The organism is Petrotoga olearia DSM 13574 (genome assembly GCF_002895525.1).
Taxonomy (GTDB): domain Bacteria; phylum Thermotogota; class Thermotogae; order Petrotogales; family Petrotogaceae; genus Petrotoga; species Petrotoga olearia.
In genome coordinates this window covers 206,430-224,329 of sequence record NZ_AZRL01000022.1, presented here as the reverse complement: position 1 = coordinate 224,329, position 17,900 = coordinate 206,430, and the positions used below count along the sequence as shown (strand labels likewise).

21 protein-coding genes and 1 pseudogene are annotated in these 17,900 nt (G+C 32.0%); 16 read left to right on the top strand and 6 right to left on the bottom strand.

Annotated features, from left to right (window positions below; all coding sequences use genetic code 11):
• Positions 1–14 precede the first annotated feature (14 nt).
• The 12 genes from X929_RS09060 (at position 15) to X929_RS09005 (ending at position 11,311) form a co-directional block, all read left to right on the top strand.
• Positions 15–305, top strand: coding sequence for a DciA family protein (locus X929_RS09060; RefSeq protein ID WP_103067698.1), 291 nt, complete (start codon positions 15–17; stop codon positions 303–305).
• 23 nt (positions 306–328) lie between these two features.
• Positions 329–2,254: a DNA gyrase/topoisomerase IV subunit B gene (locus tag X929_RS09055; RefSeq protein ID WP_103067697.1), complete on the top strand. Its 1,926-nt coding sequence runs from the start codon at positions 329–331 to the stop codon at positions 2,252–2,254.
• Positions 2,254–2,742 carry a hypothetical protein gene (locus X929_RS09050; protein WP_103067696.1) on the top strand — a complete coding sequence of 163 codons (489 nt, stop codon included), beginning with the start codon at positions 2,254–2,256 and terminating at the stop codon, positions 2,740–2,742. The genes X929_RS09055 and X929_RS09050 overlap by 1 nt, the downstream gene beginning before the upstream one ends.
• Before the next feature lies 1 nt (position 2,743).
• Positions 2,744–4,057 (top strand): cell division protein FtsA, encoded by a 1,314-nt coding sequence (locus X929_RS09045; RefSeq protein ID WP_169925022.1) that lies wholly within the window; start codon positions 2,744–2,746, stop codon positions 4,055–4,057.
• On the top strand, positions 4,047–5,171 hold the full coding sequence (gene ftsZ / locus X929_RS09040) for a cell division protein FtsZ (RefSeq protein WP_103067694.1): 1,125 nt from the start codon (positions 4,047–4,049) through the stop codon (positions 5,169–5,171). The genes X929_RS09045 and ftsZ overlap by 11 nt, the downstream gene beginning before the upstream one ends.
• A gap of 2 nt (positions 5,172–5,173) precedes the next feature.
• Complete coding sequence (locus tag X929_RS09035) at positions 5,174–6,280, top strand: GspE/PulE family protein (protein ID WP_103067693.1); 1,107 nt, start codon at positions 5,174–5,176, stop codon at positions 6,278–6,280.
• 19 nt (positions 6,281–6,299) lie between these two features.
• Positions 6,300–7,511, top strand: coding sequence for a hypothetical protein (locus X929_RS09030; protein WP_103067692.1), 1,212 nt, complete (start codon positions 6,300–6,302; stop codon positions 7,509–7,511).
• A 59-nt stretch (positions 7,512–7,570) separates the two neighbouring features.
• Positions 7,571–8,461, top strand: coding sequence for a DUF5685 family protein (locus tag X929_RS09025; protein ID WP_103067691.1), 891 nt, complete (start codon positions 7,571–7,573; stop codon positions 8,459–8,461).
• The gene (locus X929_RS09020) at positions 8,391–8,621 is read left to right on the top strand and encodes a hypothetical protein (RefSeq protein ID WP_103067690.1); all 231 of its coding nucleotides are present in this window, start codon (positions 8,391–8,393) and stop codon (positions 8,619–8,621) included. Before X929_RS09025 ends, X929_RS09020 begins: the two co-directional genes overlap by 71 nt.
• 78 nt (positions 8,622–8,699) lie before the next feature.
• Positions 8,700–9,149, top strand: coding sequence for a hypothetical protein (locus X929_RS09015; RefSeq protein ID WP_146255789.1), 450 nt, complete (start codon positions 8,700–8,702; stop codon positions 9,147–9,149).
• Between the two features lie 13 nt (positions 9,150–9,162).
• Positions 9,163–10,284: a KamA family radical SAM protein gene (locus X929_RS09010; RefSeq protein WP_103067688.1), complete on the top strand. Its 1,122-nt coding sequence runs from the start codon at positions 9,163–9,165 to the stop codon at positions 10,282–10,284.
• 67 nt (positions 10,285–10,351) lie between these two features.
• Complete coding sequence (locus tag X929_RS09005) at positions 10,352–11,311, top strand: P1 family peptidase (RefSeq protein ID WP_103067687.1); 960 nt, start codon at positions 10,352–10,354, stop codon at positions 11,309–11,311.
• Here the strand turns inward: X929_RS09005 and X929_RS09000 are convergent.
• Positions 11,298–11,549 (bottom strand): annotated as a pseudogene (locus X929_RS09000) (chromate transporter); the annotation flags it as partial. The gene X929_RS09005 and the pseudogene X929_RS09000 sit on opposite strands and share 14 nt — an antisense overlap.
• Positions 11,550–11,626: 77 nt before the next feature.
• Here X929_RS09000 and X929_RS09735 point away from each other — a divergent pair.
• A complete protein-coding gene (locus X929_RS09735; RefSeq protein WP_169925021.1) occupies positions 11,627–11,800 on the top strand; it encodes a hypothetical protein in 174 nt (57 codons plus the stop codon).
• Positions 11,801–11,810: 10 nt separating this feature from the next.
• On the opposite strand, the gene X929_RS08995 is transcribed toward X929_RS09735, so the two are convergent.
• The gene (locus X929_RS08995) at positions 11,811–12,215 is read right to left on the bottom strand and encodes a ribonuclease H-like YkuK family protein (RefSeq protein WP_245858702.1); all 405 of its coding nucleotides are present in this window, start codon (positions 12,213–12,215) and stop codon (positions 11,811–11,813) included.
• A gap of 204 nt (positions 12,216–12,419) precedes the next feature.
• Here X929_RS08995 and X929_RS08990 point away from each other — a divergent pair, with 204 nt between their 5' ends.
• Genes X929_RS08990 through X929_RS08980 form a run of 3 tightly spaced genes read left to right on the top strand, consistent with a single transcriptional unit; the run spans position 12,420 to position 14,592 of the window.
• The gene (locus X929_RS08990) at positions 12,420–13,271 is read left to right on the top strand and encodes a DMT family transporter (RefSeq protein WP_245858701.1); all 852 of its coding nucleotides are present in this window, start codon (positions 12,420–12,422) and stop codon (positions 13,269–13,271) included.
• 18 nt (positions 13,272–13,289) lie between these two features.
• A complete protein-coding gene (ltaE, locus tag X929_RS08985; RefSeq protein WP_103067684.1) occupies positions 13,290–14,324 on the top strand; it encodes a low-specificity L-threonine aldolase in 1,035 nt (344 codons plus the stop codon).
• 4 nt (positions 14,325–14,328) lie between these two features.
• Positions 14,329–14,592 (top strand): EscU/YscU/HrcU family type III secretion system export apparatus switch protein, encoded by a 264-nt coding sequence (locus X929_RS08980; RefSeq protein ID WP_103067683.1) that lies wholly within the window; start codon positions 14,329–14,331, stop codon positions 14,590–14,592.
• Here X929_RS08980 and ispE read toward each other — a convergent pair.
• Genes ispE through nrdR form a run of 4 tightly spaced genes read right to left on the bottom strand, consistent with a single transcriptional unit; the run spans position 14,585 to position 17,892 of the window.
• Complete coding sequence (ispE, locus tag X929_RS08975; RefSeq protein ID WP_103067682.1) at positions 14,585–15,358, bottom strand: 4-(cytidine 5'-diphospho)-2-C-methyl-D-erythritol kinase; 774 nt, start codon at positions 15,356–15,358, stop codon at positions 14,585–14,587. The genes X929_RS08980 and ispE overlap by 8 nt on opposite strands.
• Positions 15,359–15,370: 12 nt before the next feature.
• Positions 15,371–16,879: a lysine--tRNA ligase gene (gene lysS, locus X929_RS08970; protein WP_103067681.1), complete on the bottom strand. Its 1,509-nt coding sequence runs from the start codon at positions 16,877–16,879 to the stop codon at positions 15,371–15,373.
• 45 nt (positions 16,880–16,924) lie between these two features.
• On the bottom strand, positions 16,925–17,404 hold the full coding sequence (gene greA, locus X929_RS08965) for a transcription elongation factor GreA (protein WP_103067680.1): 480 nt from the start codon (positions 17,402–17,404) through the stop codon (positions 16,925–16,927).
• 35 nt (positions 17,405–17,439) lie between these two features.
• On the bottom strand, positions 17,440–17,892 hold the full coding sequence (nrdR, locus tag X929_RS08960; protein ID WP_103067679.1) for a transcriptional regulator NrdR: 453 nt from the start codon (positions 17,890–17,892) through the stop codon (positions 17,440–17,442).
• Positions 17,893–17,900 lie beyond the last annotated feature (8 nt).

Genomic DNA, 17,900 nt, shown 5'->3' with positions numbered 1-17,900 from the left:
TTAAGATGGTCTAAATGGAAGAAAAATTTGAAGGTGTTTTAAAAGAACTTTCTAAAAAAAATTTGGTTTACAAAAAAATATACATAATAAAGAAATTAAGAGAAGAAATACCTAAGTATCTTCCTGAGAATCTATCAAAACATGTGATAGTCAAAAATTATCTCTTAAAAGAGAAGGTTTTAGAAATAGCCTGTTCTAATAATTATGTCAAACAGGAAATACTTTTTAGGGAAAAAATAGTGTTGAACGCGTTAAATTCTATTCTAGAAAATGAAACGATAAATAGAATTAGAATTGTTTCTTGAGAAACGCTTGTGGAGGTGTTTAAATGGTAGAAAAAGCATATTCTGGAAACGATATAAAGGTCTTGAAAGGTTTAGAACCTGTTAGACTAAGGCCTGGAATGTACATTGGATCAACAGGTAAATCGGGATTAAACCATATGGTTTACGAGATAATTGATAATGCCATAGATGAGCATGTTAATGGCTTTTGTGATACCATTCGAGTTACTTTAAATCAGGATGATTCAGTTGAAGTTGAGGATAATGGAAGAGGTATACCCGTAGATATACACCCAACTGAAAACAAAAATACATTGGAATTAGTTATGACTTCACTTCATGCCGGTGGAAAGTTTGATAAAAAAGCTTATAAGGTTAGTGGAGGGTTACATGGAGTAGGAGCATCTGTGGTTAACGCTCTTTCGGAATATATGGAAGTAAAAGTCTTCAGAGACGGGAAAATATACTATCAAAAGTATGCAAAAGGTGTTCCTCAAACAGATTTAATTATTATAGGAGAAACAGACAAGACCGGAACTATTGTGAAATTTCTCCCTGACAAAGAAATATTCGATGAGGGAGATATAACCGTTGAATCACGATTAATTGAAAATAGACTGAAGGAAATAGCCTTTTTAAATCCTAACTTGAAAGTTATCTTTGAAGATACGAAAAGAGATTATAGGCAAGAGTTCCATTTCCAAGGTGGCTTGAGTGAATTTATAAATTACGTTTTGAAACGGCGAAAGATGAATCCTATTTCCGAGCCGGTATATCTTTATGGATTGTATCAATATAGCAAGTTGGAATCTGAGATTCAAGTGGAAATTGCTTTCGTTTATACCGATTCTGAAGAAAGCAATATTATTTCTTTTGTGAACAACATTAGAACTATTGATGGTGGAGAACATGAATCTGGATTCAAGCAAGCTCTAACTAGACTATCAAACGAATATGCAAGGAAGTACAACGTTTTAAAGGAAAAAGACGATAATTTTAGCGGAGAAGATGTAAGAGAAGGATTATTAGCCATAATACATGTAAAAATGCCCAACCCCGTTTTCGAAGGTCAAACAAAGGGAAGATTGGGGTCTAAACTTGCTAGAGAAGCAGTAAATCAAATAACTACAGAAAAATTATCCTTATATTTTGATGCAAATATAAAAGAAGCTAAAAACATTTTTGAAAGAATGTTTTTAGCTTACAAAAAAAGACTAGCTGCTAAGCGAGCGAGAGACAATATCAAGAGAAAAACGATATTCGAAAATACAACTTTACCAGGAAAGTTGGCAGATTGTACGTCGAAGGATTTAAATGAATCTGAGCTTTTTATAGTCGAAGGGGATTCTGCAGGGGGAAACGCAAAACAAGCTAGAGATAGGATGTACCAGGCAATTTTACCCTTAAGAGGGAAAATTCTTAATGCAGAGAAAACTGATTTTTTGAAACTTTTAAAAAATGAACAAGTTTCAAATATTTTCACAGCTTTAGGTACTGGCATAGGAGAAGAGTTTAATTTGTCCAAATTGAGATATGGTAAGATCATTATAATGACCGATGCAGATGTTGATGGTGCCCATATTAGAACTTTAGTATTGACGCTTTTTCACAAATACATGCGTTCTCTAATAGAAGAAGGGCATGTATACATTGCTCAACCACCTCTGTATAGATTTGAGGTTGGAAAACAACATTTTTATCTTTATTCCGACGAAGAACTTGAAGAATTGAAGAAAAAGTATGCTGATAAAAAGTGGAGGTTACAAAGATATAAGGGGTTAGGAGAAATGAATCCTGACCAATTGAGAGAGACTACTATGGATAGAGAAACTCGAAAACTTGTAAAAATAAAGATAGAAGATTTAGAAATGGCAGAGGAGATGTTAGAAATACTCATGGGATATGATCCTTCTGTTAGAAGAGAGTTTATTGAATCAAATGCTAATAAGGTGAAAGAGCTCGATATCTAGTGCAATGGAAAAAATTAACTTTAACTTTTTTTTACCTTCTACTTTTAACAATTTGTTTTTACAATCTCCATCCTTTTTTTGGAACTCAAGAAGAGCTGTTTGCTTATAAAGATAAAATAGAAACTGAGAAAAGTATTTATTACATAGAAATAAATAATAGATATTTTTATTTTGATATATATGATAAAATAACATTTGTTAGCGATTATCCACAACCAAAATTCATCGAAGTAATTTTTTCGAAAGACAAAATTAAAAAAGAGGAAGAGCTCAATTTTATCAAGGGTATTTATTTCAATACTTCGATTAGAGAAATAAATTTTCCAAATAAAGAAATACTTTGTTATAATAACATAAGAATTGAATACCTTAAATTACCAGAAATTAATGATTTTTTAGCAACACTTAGTAATATAGAATTCTTGGGACCTGGGAATTATTTTATTAGTAACCAAAGTTTTTTTAAAATCGATGATCGGGGGTTATAATATGGCTAAAGATTATTTGATTGGAATTGATATAGGTAGTTTTTTTCTAAAGGGAATACTTTTTGAAACAGATGAAAACGAGCATATAGTGCCAATTTCACTGAGTAAACTGCCAGTTGATGGTATTATTAACGGGGAAATTCAAGATATGGAATCATTACGTAAATCAATTGAAACACTTATAGAAAATTTGAAACAGGAGTCTCAAAAAAAGTTTAAGAATCCCGAGATTATTGTAGGATATTCTACTAACGCTTTAAATATCACTGAAGAGAATTTTACCGTTGAGTTTAGTAAAAGAACAGAAATTAGAGAAAATGAACTCAGAAACATCAAAAAAAACGTTATAAAAAAATACACAGACGAAGGAAAAATAATTTTGGATTCTAACTTTGTGAAGTTTCATATTGACGAAAAAAGGGTGAAAAATCCAGTTTCTTTTTTTGCGGAAAAGTCGTTAACTACAACACTAAATGTTGTTTGGGTAGATGAGAATGCCTTTTCGCTGTTAATTAATGTTTTAAAAGACATTGTGTATACTTCTGAAATTCCTATATACGATTCAACTTTATCAAATAGTTATATTATTACCACTCCCAACGATAGAAATGTTGGAATTACAGTTATAGATTTTGGTTACAATTCTTGTAGGATAATCATCTTTAAGGACGGTATTCCAAAATTATTCTACACTTTTCCTTATGGGATGAAATATGTATTAAAAGATATTTCCAACGTACTTAAGGTTTCTGAAAAAGAAGCTCATAGATTATTGGAAGAGGAAGGGTCATGTTCAAGAGAAACCAAAACAATGAAAAAGGTAAATTTTCAATTATTGACAGGTAGCGGTTATTCTTACGTTCCTCTAAGTCTTTTAAATAAAATCATTTTTGCTAGAGTAAGAGAAATCATAAGCAGGTTAAATGGAGAACTCTCAAAAATAGGTTATGAAAGAACTTTTGAAGTAGGGGCTTTACAGGGAGGGATAGTATTGACTGGGGGAGGTTCAAAGATAAGAAATATTGAGATCACTATTAAGGAATTGATGGGCGAAAATTTCAGGAAGAGTTCTATAGTATCTTTCGACTCGTTCAAGAATGTTCCAGATGAGTTAGTAAAAGATCCAGAGTTTCAAACTGTTTTTGGATTAATAGAAAGATATAGAATAGATTTATTGGAAGAAAATCTTTATGAAAAAAGTAGAGAGACGCGTTCTGAATCCCCCAAAAGAAATAAATCTTCCAAAAAAACAACAACCGCCTTCAAAACTTTTTTTAAAAAGATAACGGGAGGTGAAGAAGAAGATGCCCTTTGAAATGGAAGAAATCAATAAACAGAATAAGTTGTTTAGTAGGAAAACGAGTTACAAGATAAAAGTTATAGGTGTCGGAGGAGCAGGCAATAATGCTATTCAAAGGATGATAAAAAAAGGTATTGATGATGTAGAACTGATTGCAGCGAACACGGATGTTCAGGTATTAGAAAATAATGACGCACCTAGAAAAATTCAATTGGGAAAAGAGCTGACAAAGGGCTTAGGTGCCGGCGGAGATCCAGAAATTGGTAAAAGATCAGCTTTAGAAAGTCAAGATGATTTAAAAGAAACTTTAAAAGATGCAGACCTTTTATTTATAACCGCAGGTTTAGGAGGAGGCACAGGGACTGGAGCTGTACCTATTATAGCTGATTTAGCTACACAAATGGGTATTTTGACTGTGGCTATAGTTACCTTACCTTTTCACTTTGAAGGATCAACAAAAGAAAGAATAGCTTTGAAGGGTTTTCAAGAAACTAAAAAGTATGTGGATAGTTTAATTAAAATATCAAATGATAAACTCATAGATAACGACGATGATATCCCCATTGACAAAGCCTTTGAGAAAGCTGATGAAATACTTATTCAAGCAATAACAGGTATTTCTGATTTAATAACCAAGCCAGGTATGATCAATTTAGATTTTGCAGACGTAGCTTCGGTATTACGCATAAAAGGTTCGGCTATGCTTGGTATTGGTCTTGCAAAAGGAGAAAAAAGAGCCGAAGAAGCTATAAAAAATGCATTGAACAGTAAGATCTTGGAAGATCCTGTGAGGAATGCGACCGCTGCTTTGGTAAACATTGCTGGTAAAACTCCTACAACACAAGATGTAAAAATTGTCAACGAAATTTTACGTTCATACGCGATAGATGATGCAAGGCTAAAAATGGGAATCACACTTATAGATTTGCCTCCAGAAGTTATTAAAGTTACAGTTATAGCATCGGGTTACGACAAATTACCTGGAGAAGAAAACTATCTAGATCTTTATGAGCAACCAGCTTTATACAGACAATTTGGGAAAGGTATAGTTGCTGAAGAGATATCCAAATTGAACAAATATTTGCAAGATCATGTAGAAGAAATTCAAGGTGAAGAAGTCCAACAATAATAATGAAAAGAAAACCTTCTAATTTCTATCTGTTATACGATAAAAGCCTAAAAAACTATAAAGTTGAAGAAAATATTTTAGATAACTTTTTGAAAAAGTATGACGATGAAAATATTACAGATTTTCATTTTGAGCCGCATGAAGGAAAGATAGATGTTAAAGCCAGATACTGTGGGGATTTAATAACTTTAGAAACTATGGGGTCATATGAATACGAAGTAGTGCTAAACAAATTACTTATCAATTGTGGGTACGATATAGTAAAAGATTTTGAAAATATCGACGGTTCTTTTAGTTTTCAAGAGATTAATTATAGGGCTTCCTTTGTTAGGTCTTCAGGAGGAATAAGTTGTGTTTTAAGAAAATTAAGAAACATAGATGATATTAAAGTTGTTTTGGAACCTTCGATTCTTTCTAATGTGGAAAAATTAATTGATCAAAAATCAAAAATGCTTATTTTTTCTGGACCTACAGGGTCTGGTAAAACTACAACAATGCAATATATAGTGAATAAGTTTAAGAGAAGAAGAAAAGTACATAGCATAGAAAATCCAGTAGAATATAATAATCCAGGTATAATTCAAATAGTATCAAAAAGTGAGGAAGAGAAAGCAGATATTTTAAAATATATATTAAGGCAAGATCCTGATTTAATAGTTGTGGGTGAAATTAGGGAGAGAAATTTTGCAAAATTGTTATTTGAATCTTCGATAACGGGTCATTTGGTGTTTTCCACGTTACACGCTAAGAATGTTTTTTTAGTACTTCAAAGGCTGAAGATGTTTGGAATAGAAGTAAAGAATCTTTCTGAAAGTTTAGATCTTATCCTTAATCAAAGATTAATACCTAAAAATTGTTCTTTCTGTCAAGGGAACGGGTGTCAGCAATGTTATAATACTGGGAAAAAAGGTTTTATAACGATTTTTGAAGGTTTAGTAATTTCAAAAAATTTGAAAAAAGATATTTCACAGGGTAAAAGTATCAATTTTATAAGTGATAAATACAAAGATTCTGATTGCTATATAGATCCATTACCCACACTTGGTAAATTTTTTAATGAAGGTTTAATTAGTGAAGATCAGTATTTAAATAATTTATCTTCATTCTAAATAATAGTGAGATAAAATCATGCAATACTTTTCAAAAAGTCCAGAAGAATGGCAAAAGTATGATGAAGAAAGAAAAAAAGAGAAAGAAAGAAGAGAACAACCAAAAAAAAGAATAATTAGATGGACATTTTACATTGTTATTTTTTTGTCCATATTAACATTGATATTTATTTTTATGGGACGTGGAAGTTCAAGATTTGATATGCCTTACAGTGTAGTTATAAAAGGTTTTCATATTAATTTAGAATCAAAAGAAGAATATTACTATCCAGATAACTTAGATATAAAACTTACTATACAAAACACCAACAACAAAGATTCTCATATAAAAATTAATAATTTTTCATTTTTGATAGTAAACCAGGAAAATTCGGAGGTTGTATACAGTTATGTATTTCCTCAACCCGTAGAAACTGATATTTCCCAATATCAAACAATTTTGGTTTTTGATCTCTTAAGAGAAAAGGAGATCTCAAATTTAGATAAAGGAACTTATGAAGCCAGAGTGGCCTTTATCTTAAATGATCAAAACGTAAATCTTGTAAAAACCTTTAAATATGATAAAGGATTGATTATAGATATTTCTGCTAAAGAGATGTTCTACCTAACTACGGAATTCCCTTCTGTTAGCATATTAGCAGTAAATGGAACCAACGAAACCTTTAACAAAGAATTATTTGGAACCCTAACAATAAAGCAAAGAGAAAAGGTAATACACTCACAAAGATTTTCTTTTGGGACATTAAATTTAAATCCATTGTCTTCAATATCTTTGGATTTTGAAATTAACAAAAAGTTGGATCCAGGAAATTATTTTGTCTTATTTGACTTTAATTCCCTTGAGCAAACTTATGTAACCACTTTGAATATAGTCGATCAAATAGATAAAAACTGCAATGATATTTCTCTTTTAGTTTATGTTGTTTCAGTTGCGTCAAGAGGAGATCAACTTGATTTTGAAGGTCTGATAAGAAATTCTAATAAAGAAGCTAAAGCCTTTGAAATTTCGCAAGTTCTTTTTAAATTATTCTACGAAGGACAGATAATTTATAACTATGAGAGTAACAATTTATCTAGGGTATATATATCCGAATTGGGAACATCAAAGGTATTTGATTTATCAAACGTTAAAACTATTACTTTGGATAGATCAGGAAAGTATGAAATTCAATTCAGTGTGAATATAGGGGATAAAACATTTTCAAAGAAACATAGATTTGAGGTTTATTAAGTTCCACCTAACACCTTTATCCTGATGGGCGGAAAATTAATACAAATGAGGTTAAAATAATGTACGGATATATATCTATCTATTTTACCCCTACCGAAGAAGAAAGAAAAAGCTATCTATATTACTATTGTGGATTATGTCATTCTTTGAAAGAAAATTTTGGAGAGTTCTATAGACTTACGACGGTAAAAGAAGTGGTTTTCTTTTCAATGTTGAATAATCCTGTTGAGAGTTTTAACGAATTCAGGTGTCCGTATGTAGGATTAAAAAAAAGATTTAAACCGGAGAATAATTCTTTCATGACACCTTATGCTTATCTCAACTTACTCATAATCTATGGAAAACTTTTAGATTACAAATTAGAAGGAAAACCAATTCCAAAGAAAATTTTTAATAAGTTTGAAACGAAATTACTTGAACACTTTGATCCCATGACTATCAAAGAATACAATCATCTATTAATGAAGCAACAAAAGGTAGAAGAACAAAATTTGGATTTGGATGATTATGCTAAGCCATCTCAAGAAATTATGGAAATGTTATTCGAAAAATTTTTTCCTCAAGGATATCCAGCAACCATGCCTGTTGTAATCGCTTATTTGATATATTTGGTAGACAGTGTTTATGATTTCGATAAAGATATAAAGAAGAGAAACTTTAATGCTATAGCAAGTTCTTTTGGTGTTAAAAAATTAGAAGAATTAACTCAGGATCAAAAAGAACGAATTTTGTTTACTTACGATTTATGTTCAAAAGAATTCGTAGAAAATATAGGAGAAATTGCTAATTTCAATAAGTATTTAGTAAAAAAGTTAGCCACTTTTTCTTTGATATATCACAGAAATTCTGTCACAAAAATTTTAGATGGAGGAAAAAAAGATGAAAGAGCAACAAACCATTCCAGAGCAAATAAAAAAGGGAGATTTCAAAAACCTATTTTTAAAATATAAAGAAGATGAAAAATTTAGAGAAAGGATGAATACTTTTAGAGCAGGTTACTATAGCTATGGAAGAAGTGGATGTGGTAACTGTTTACAATGTTTAGGAGCCACTGTATGTTTAGATACCCTTTGTGAATGTGGTGGCGGAGATCTTTGTAATTGGTTTTAAAAGTTTATGAATTTAAATATAAAAAATCCCCTTATAAAAACCGCATTTTTGATTATCTTTTTTTACTTTCTTTTCCTTATGTCAAGGTATTTGAGAATCGCTCCCGCCGTTGTTAGTTTAATTCTTCCTCTGGGAGTTTTCTTTTTAGAAAAAAGATACGCATTTATCTTCAGTATTTCAATTTTCTTTTTAATATTTATCAGTGGCTTTGTCGTTGAAGCGATTGGGATTTTTTTGCTCTTTTTTCTTCCAATCCTTGCTTTTATTGTTGTAGAAAAATGGTTGTTAAAACATTTATTCATTACCTCTCTTTCAATCCTTGCTTTTTATCTTATGTATACTTTCTTTGGGGAGCTCCTTCCGGATTTTGTAACTGGGGGAAAAGGTTTATTCATAATAATACTTCTTTATTTATTTTTTACTAATGTTTATGGCTACTTATTAAAAAGATTGAAATATGAGATTTCTTCCTTATTGAAAAATTTTCTCAAAAAGAATAATATAAATGCCGATGATGAAAAATATTAGGGGAGTGATATCGATGTATCCAGAATATGTTACTAAATTGGAAAAAGTAAAAGGGATTTCACAAGAAGAGCTAAAAGAACTTAAACCTGTTGAAGAAAAGTATAAGTTTAGAGCTAATGAATATTACTTGGACTTAATCAACTGGAAAGACAAAAATGATCCTATAAGAAAGATCATAATTCCAAGTGTTGAAGAATTGGAAGAGTGGGGATTAGAAGACGCCTCAAAAGAACATTCATATACAATAAGTAAAGGTCTACAACATAAGTATAGAGATACCGCTTTACTATTAGTAAATGATGTATGTGGAAGTTTCTGTAGATTTTGTTTTAGAAAAAGATTGTTCAAGAACGTCGGTAAAGAAGTAGTTAGAACCCGTGAAATTGATCAAGATATTGATTATATCCGAAAACACGAAGAAATCACAAATGTTCTCTTGACTGGTGGAGATCCTTTACTTCTTTCAACAAATAAACTTAAATCAATTATAGAATCTATTTGTGAAATAGATCATGTAAAAATCATTCGAATAGGTACAAAAACTCCAGCCTTTAACCCTTTTAGAATAATATCGGATGGTACTCTACCGAGTTTAATTAAAGAAATTTCCAATAGTGGTACAAAATTATATTTTATCGTTCACTTTAATCATCCCAAAGAATTAACCACTTTTTCTATACAAGGAATAAATATACTCCAAAATTCTGGAGCCATAATAGCAAATCAAACCCCTCTTTTGCATAGTATCAATGATAATCCTAAGACATTATCGACATTATTTAAAAAGCTATCCTTTAACGGTATTCCTCCTTATTATGTATTTCAGAATAGGCCTGTAATGGGAAACAAAGGTTTTACTATTCCTTTAGAAAAAGCTTATTCAATATTCCTAGAATCCTTAGAAGATATTTCAGGTTTGGCCAAAAGACCAAGATTTGTAATGTCACATGAATCCGGTAAAATAGAGGTTACCGCATTGACAAGTAAAAATATTATCTTTCGTTATCATAGAGCGCACAATCCTGATAACTATGGTAAATTTTTTGTATTCAAAAGAAATCCAGAAGCCTATTGGTTTGATGATTACAAAGAATTAGTGGAAGTATATAATTACAAAAGTTTTCAAAATATATAGGCAATTTTTCTTTTCTTGAAGGGGTAAAATTCTCAGAGAGTTATTTTAAAAAAGGAGAAGACTAGATATGTTCAATAGTATAACTGACGTTCCAGGAATAAAAGTAGGACACTACACTGATTATAAATCCTTAACAGGTTGTACGGTTGTTCTAGCCGAAAATGGGGCTGTAGGTGGAGTAGATGTCAAAGGCTCAGCTCCGGGTACAAGAGAAACAGACTTACTAAAACCTGGGAATCTTGTTCAAAAGGTACACGCTATTTTATTAACCGGGGGAAGTGCTTTTGGTTTAGATGCAGCAGGTGGAGTTATGCAATTCTTAGAAGAAAATAGTATTGGCTTTCAAACAAACACCGTGAAAGTCCCTATAGTACCCTCTGCCGTTATTTACGATTTGGATATAGGAGACCCAAACGTTAGACCCGATAAGAAATCTGGTTATATCGCAGCAAAATTAGCATCGTCAGTTCCTGTTGAAGAAGGATGTGTTGGTGTAGGAATTGGGGCACTCGTTGGTAAGGCAGCAGGTGTTGAGAATGCTATGAAAGGTGGAGTAGGGAGTTACTCTATTGAATTAGGGTATGGAATAATTGTCGGGGCTATAACAGTTGTGAACGCTACAGGAGATGTTTACGAAAAAGGAGAAATAATAGCTGGGGCTATAGACCAAGACAATAAATTTTTGAATATATCTGAATATATGAAAAAATTGAGTTTTAATGCTAATCCAGGTGAAAATACAACTCTATCCGTTGTAGCTACAAATGCAAAATTATCTAAAGAAGAAGCAAACAAAGTTGCTCAAATGAGCCATGACGGAATGGCAAGAGCAATAAGACCTGTTCATACTATGTACGATGGGGATGCTATTTTTTGTTTGTCTACAGGTGATTTACCAAGCGACGTTACTTTAATTGGTGAAGTGGCAGCAGAAGTGGTAGAAAAATCAATTATAAGAGCTATAAAATCGGCAAGAAAAGTTGGCAATATTCTCAGTTACAAAGATATATATCCTAGTAACAAATAATTCCCAATACTCCTGTCATAATTATTATAAAAATGGGATTTAATTTTGTGAAAAATAAAAGCAACAAAACACCAATAAATATAAGAAAGCTCATCAAATTTTCGACATTAGTGATTCCCATTGTATATGCCGAACCAAGTATCAACCAGATCACAGTAGGTTTTAGAAATTTAAGAATATTTTGTTGAGTATTACCATTCCCGTTCTTAAAAAATCTGCCTATCAGTAATCCTATAAGTAACGAAGGTAATCAATCTTATACCTTCAGAGATATTTTGTAAAACGATCATTTCTCCTGTTTCCTGACTTTGACAGTTGAGAGAGGGAGAATTCGGTGAAATAGCAAGAGGGATTGAATATAGAGTAATAGGATACGAGGGCAAAAGATTACTCATAATGCATTCAAAAATGATAAGAGAAGTATTTGAAAACATGGAATACATAGATATTAAAACTAACGAACAGCATTTCGTCATCAGGAAAAATTGAAGAAATATTTTCACTTGGTATATAAATGAGCAACGTTGGTAGCTGCAAAGGATTCTGGTTTTATTTTATAATTATATCCCAAACCTTTTACGTACCCAGTAATAACGTTAAGAACTTCTTTTGATCTACCGTTTAATCCTATATCAAGGTGTATTTCTGGCTTTACTAAATTTAAGTTATTTTCAATAAATTCTGCTGTATTTAAACTAAATTCTGCCTCTTTTATTAATCTTGAGTACATATCGTATGACCTACGTTCGTGAGTGACATAATAAAAATAAGTAGCTCCATTGCCTACTTTGTAAATTACTATAGCAGTAGCAAAGGTTACATGTCCATCTCTTGCATGGCTATCGGTTCCTACCCACACTTTGTAACTTTTGTTTTCTAAAAATAGTTTAATGAAATTAATCAAATCTTCGTATTCTACAGTTCCTACAGATGGATTTCTTAACTTGAAAACATTACCCCCTTTCTCAATAAGTTTTTCTCAATTATACACCAAAACACAACAATTTGTATTAAAAATTCTTAAGTTTAATTAAGAATGCTTCTTAAATTCGAATTAAAAATTTGGTATAATATTCCAAAATAAACAAGAAAAATGGGGGAGTATGGATTGATTAGAGCATTTTTATGGCTTTTGCTAGTTACTGTGATATGGGGTTCCACCTTTCCAATTCACAAGGTTGTTTTAACTGACCTTCAAACTTTGCCCTATTTGTTTATAAGGTTTGGTATTGCAGCTGTTTTGTCTTTCCTTATTTGGAAAAAGCATTCTTTCAAATATGGGGCAACCTTAGGAATAATTTTAGGATTGGCACATGCTTTACAAACTTATGGAATAAATTTTACAGATGCTTCCAAAAGTGGATTTATTACCTCTTTATATATTCCGTTCACCCCTATAATTTCTTATTTAATTGAAAAAGAAAAACCCAACTTCATTCAGTGGTTGTGTTTTCCCTTGTCTTTGTTAGGTTCTTACATGCTTTTTGGAGGTGTTTCAGGATTTAATTTTGGAGATTTCTTAACGCTCTTGGGTGCCGTTTTGTTTGCAGTTCATATTGTTATAATAACAAAATTTTCAAAAGTTGTTGAAGAAACTTCGCTTTTAGCATATCAATTTTTATTTGCTGCTATAATCAATTTGTCAATATCATTCAACTCTAGTTGGAGATTAGGTACTCCCATTTGGATAACGATTATATACACCGCAATTTTAGCGACCATAGTTGTAAATTTTTTGCAAGTTAGATATCAAAAGGTAATCGGTTCAAATTCAACCGTTCTTATATTCATTGGCGAACCAATATTTGCTTCATTATTTTCATTTGTTTTTTTGGGGGAGAGATTTTCTGGATTGCAGATAGCTGGAGCTTCAATTATGATTGGAGTAATAATTTTAACTACTTTTTCATATAGAGTAAATAAATATTTAAAGAAGAAATTAGATTTGAAAGAGCTTTAAGAAAGAGGAGGATTTCTAGTGAGATACATAGATATCAGAAGTGATACCGTTACACAACCTACTCAAGAGATGAGAGAAGCGATGTTTAAGGCAGAAGTCGGTGATGATGTTTACGATGAAGATCCGACGATAAAAAAATTAGAAAAATATGCTGCAGAAGTAGTAGGAAAAGAAGATGCAGTTTTTGTACCTAGTGGAACTTTTGGTAACCAACTTTCCATCTTTACACATTGTGAAAGAGGGAATGAAGTTATCCTTGATGATAGTTCACACATAGTTGTTCACGAAGTTGGGTCGGCTTCAGTAATCGCTGGAGTACAATTGAGGACTATAAATAGTGATAAGGGAGTTATGTCACCTCAAGATATTAAAAAAAGAATAAGAAAGGGAGAAGACGATCTTCATTTTCCTTCTACTGGCTTGATATGTCTAGAGAATGCTCATTCCAATGGAAGGGTTGTTCCGCTTGAAAATATGAAAGAAATATCTGAAATAGCACACGAGAATGGAATTCCAGTTCATTTAGATGGAGCTAGAGTGTTCAACGCTGCGACCTACTTGAATGTTGATCCCAAAGAGATAACTCAATATTGTGATTCGGTCATGTTTTGCCTTTCAAAGGGTCTTTGTGCTCCTGTAGGTTCAATTGTGGCTGGGAGTAAAGATTTCATCCAAAAGGCCAAAAAGAAGCGCAAATTGATGGGTGGGGGTTTAAGGCAAGCAGGATTTTTAGCTGCAGCAGGGTTAATTGCCCTTGAGAAGATGAGATTCAGATTGAAAGAGGATCATGAAAACGCCAGATATCTTGGAGAAAAACTGGGCGAAATCCCTGAAATTTCTGTGAACTTAGACGATATTCAGATAAATATGGTTTTTTTCACAATAAACAAAGATATATGTTTTGAGGAAATAACACAGTTTTTTTTAGAAAAAGGTATTAAAATAAATCCACCAGAAAATGGAGAATTCAGATTTGTTACTAATTATTGGGTAAGTAAAAAAGATGTTGATTATATTGTTGAAACAATGAAAGAATATTTAAAAAAGTGGTGAAAAAATGTCTAATTCAAAAAAAGCAGTAGCTTTACGGTATAAACAAGGAACAGATCAAGCACCTAAAGTTGTTGCTAAAGGTGTTGATTCAATAGCCAGAAGAATTATAGAAATAGCTGAAGAGGAAAACATACCAATAGTCAAAAGCGAAAAAGCTGTCGAAGAGTTTTATGGTTTGGATTTGGATGAAGAAATTCTTCCTGAAATGTATGAGATAGCTGCTGAAATAATTGCTTTTGTCTATAAGTTGGATAAAGAGTTCAGTTAGTTGAAATCACTTTGTATATAGTACTACCTGAACCAGACATCAAAGCAAATATAATCCCTTCATCCTTTTCTAGGGCTTTCTTTTTTTGTTTCAATTTAGGATATTCTTTGAATACCACTTGTTCGAAAACGTTAAACGCATTTTGTTTAGCAGTTATAATGTCGTTGCTTTTTAAAGCGTCGTACAGTTTGTAGGGATCACCAAAATGATTGATACTTTCCCAATTTTGGTCGATTTTTTCATACATTTTTTTTGTATCAATGTTATAGTTCATGGGGTATATTTTAATATTTAATTTTAAAGGTTCCAAAAATTCCAAAATTTCCCCTTTACCTTTACCAATAGCAGTTCCACCTTTTATCAAAAAAGGAACATCACTTCCAATTTTGCAACTTATTTCGAATAAGTCTTTTTCTGGTATGTTAAAAATATTTGAGAGGAAGCCCAAAACAGCTGCGGCGTCAGCACTTCCTCCTCCTACTCCTCCACCGATAGGTAAATTTTTAATAAGTTTAATTTTTAAGTTAAAATCGTACAAACCGGTTTCTTTTTTAAAGGTCTCAATTGCTTTTTTTATTATATTTTTATCCCATGAAATGGTCAAGGGAGGTTCTGATTCGAATATTTCACTTTTAGAAAATTCGATAAATATTTCGTCGTGTTTGTTAATCGATTGGAAAAGGGTTAAAATATTATGATAGTTATCTTTTCGTCTACTAATTACATCTAAGTAAAGGTTAACTTTTCCAAAGGCTTTTAAATGCATTGAAATCCTCTTTTATTCGTTAGTATCTTCTTCTTTTGACATAGCTTCTTCATCTTCGAAAGACACAGGTTTTACAATTGGAAAAGGTATAATATCGCGAATAGTCGGGGTATCGGTAAGCAACATACAAACTCTGTCGATACCTATTCCTAGTCCTCCAGTGGGAGGTAAACCATATTCTAACGCCCTTATGAAATCAAGATCCATCATTTGAGCCTCTTCATCACCCAACTCTTTGAGTTCCATTTGTTTTTTAAATCTTTCAAATTGATCTTGAGGATCGTTCAATTCAGAAAAGGCGTTAGCTATTTCGTTGCCTTTTATTATTAATTCAAATCTTTCTGTTAACCTTGGGTCATCTTTTTTTCTTTTTGCAAGTGGAGATAGTTCTATTGGATAATCCATAACAAAAGTAGGTTGAACGAGTTTATCTTCGACTAAATCCCAAACTTTGTCTAGATAATGGTATCTATCTTCTATTTCTACTTCTTCGCCCTTATCTTTCAAAAAATCTTTAAGTTCTTGATCACTAGCTTCTAATATATCTATTCCAAGATTTTCTTGTATGAATTCTCTCATCTTTATTCTTTTGAAAGGAGGTGTAAAATCTATTTCTTCTCCTTGGTACATAACTTTCGCTTTGTTGTGAACTTTTTTGGTAATGTTGTACAAAAGGTCTTCGGTTAGTTCCATCATATTATTATAATCAGCAAAAGCCTGATACAATTCAATAGACGTAAATTCTGGATTATGCTTGTTGGAAACACCTTCGTTTCTGAAAATTTTCCCTATTTCATAAACTTTTTCCATCCCACCGACGACCAATCTTTTAAGATGTAATTCCGTAGCTATCCGTAGGTACATATCTATATCATAAACGTTTAGGTGAGTAATAAATGGCCTTGCATTTGCTCCCCCCATTATACTTTGAAGAACAGGAGTTTCGACTTCTAAAAAGCCTTTGTCGTTTAAGTATTCTCTAATGTATTTGATGACTAAAAAACGTGTTCTAAGGGTTTTAATGGTATCATCGTTTGCGATCATATCCACATATCTTTGTCTATATCGAACTTCTTTATCTTTGAGCCCATGCCATTTTTCAGGAAGGGGGCGAACAGCTTTTGAGAGTAATTCTATTTCAAAAGCCAAAAGGGTTAATTCGCCTGTTCTTGTTTTGAAAGGATAACCATTTATTCCTACCCAGTCTCCGATATCAATATATTCTTTGAAAAAATCATAACTTTCTTGTCCTACTTGATCCAAACGGATATATATTTGAATACGTCCAAATTCATCCTTTAAATCAGCAAAAGCGGATTTGCCGTGTTTTCTTAGATTCATCAACCTTCCGGCGAAATTAAAAACTTGATCAGGCAATTGTTGGCCAGCCTCTATTTTACTATCGAAAAGGTCTTTGATTTGTTGGGAAGTATAATTTTTTTGAAAATTGTACTTATACGGATTGTATCCTTTTTCTCTCATTTCTTTAATTAGATGTATTCGTATATTTCTAAGATCCATGCTTTGCCTCCTGCTTGGTAAGGTTAGTTTGTGGTGTGTGAAATCTTAGCTTATCTCTTTGATTTCTATTTTCTTTGAGCTTCCTCTAGCTGTTTTAATGTTGATAACTTCCCCTTTTTTTCTTCCTAGTAATGATCTTCCAATAGGAGATTCAATACTGATCTTACTTTCTTCGATATTTGCCTCTTGAGGGGTAACTAGCAGGAACTCCTGCTCTCTATTCAATCTATAATCTTTTATTTTCACCTTTTTTCCCAAACTTACGGTAGAATTATCGTGATTGCCTCCATTTTCAATTATTTCAGCGTTGTCTAATATATAATCTATCTCTTTGATTCTGGAATCTATCATTCCTTGCTCGTTTTTTGCCTCTTCGTATTCACTATTCTCTGAGAGATCTCCCAATTCCCTGGCTTCTTTAATTCTTTCGGCAATTTCTCCCATAAGCCTTTTTTTAAGCTCTTCTCGTTCTTTTTTTAATTTTTCGTATCCTTCTCTGGTTAGTTTGTATACTTGCTCAGCCACTTTTGTATCGCTCCTCCCATTTCTAATAATGGTGATTAACTATTTTTTAATTCTCTTATAGCTTGTAAAAAACTGTCTAAATCTCTAAATTCTTTATACACCGAAGCAAATCTTACATAAGCTACCTGATCAATTGATTTCAATTGATCCATAACCTTATCACCAATTTCAGAAGAGTAAATTTCTGAATAGCCACTTCTTCTTAATTGCTCTTCTATGTTATCAACCATTTCTTCAATTTGATCAGTGCTGACAGGCCTTTTTTCACATGCCTTTAAGATCCCGTTCATTAGTTTTTTTCTATCGTAAAGTTCTCTTCTACCGTCTTTTTTTATTATTCTTAGCCTTGTTTGTTCGTATCTTTCATAAGTTGTAAAACGAGCTTGACATTGCAAACATTCTCTTCTTCTTCTTATGGAAGTGCCGTTACTAGCTGGTCTTGAGTCTAGAACTTTCGTTTCATCGTAACCACAGAAAGGACATTTCATAATTATTG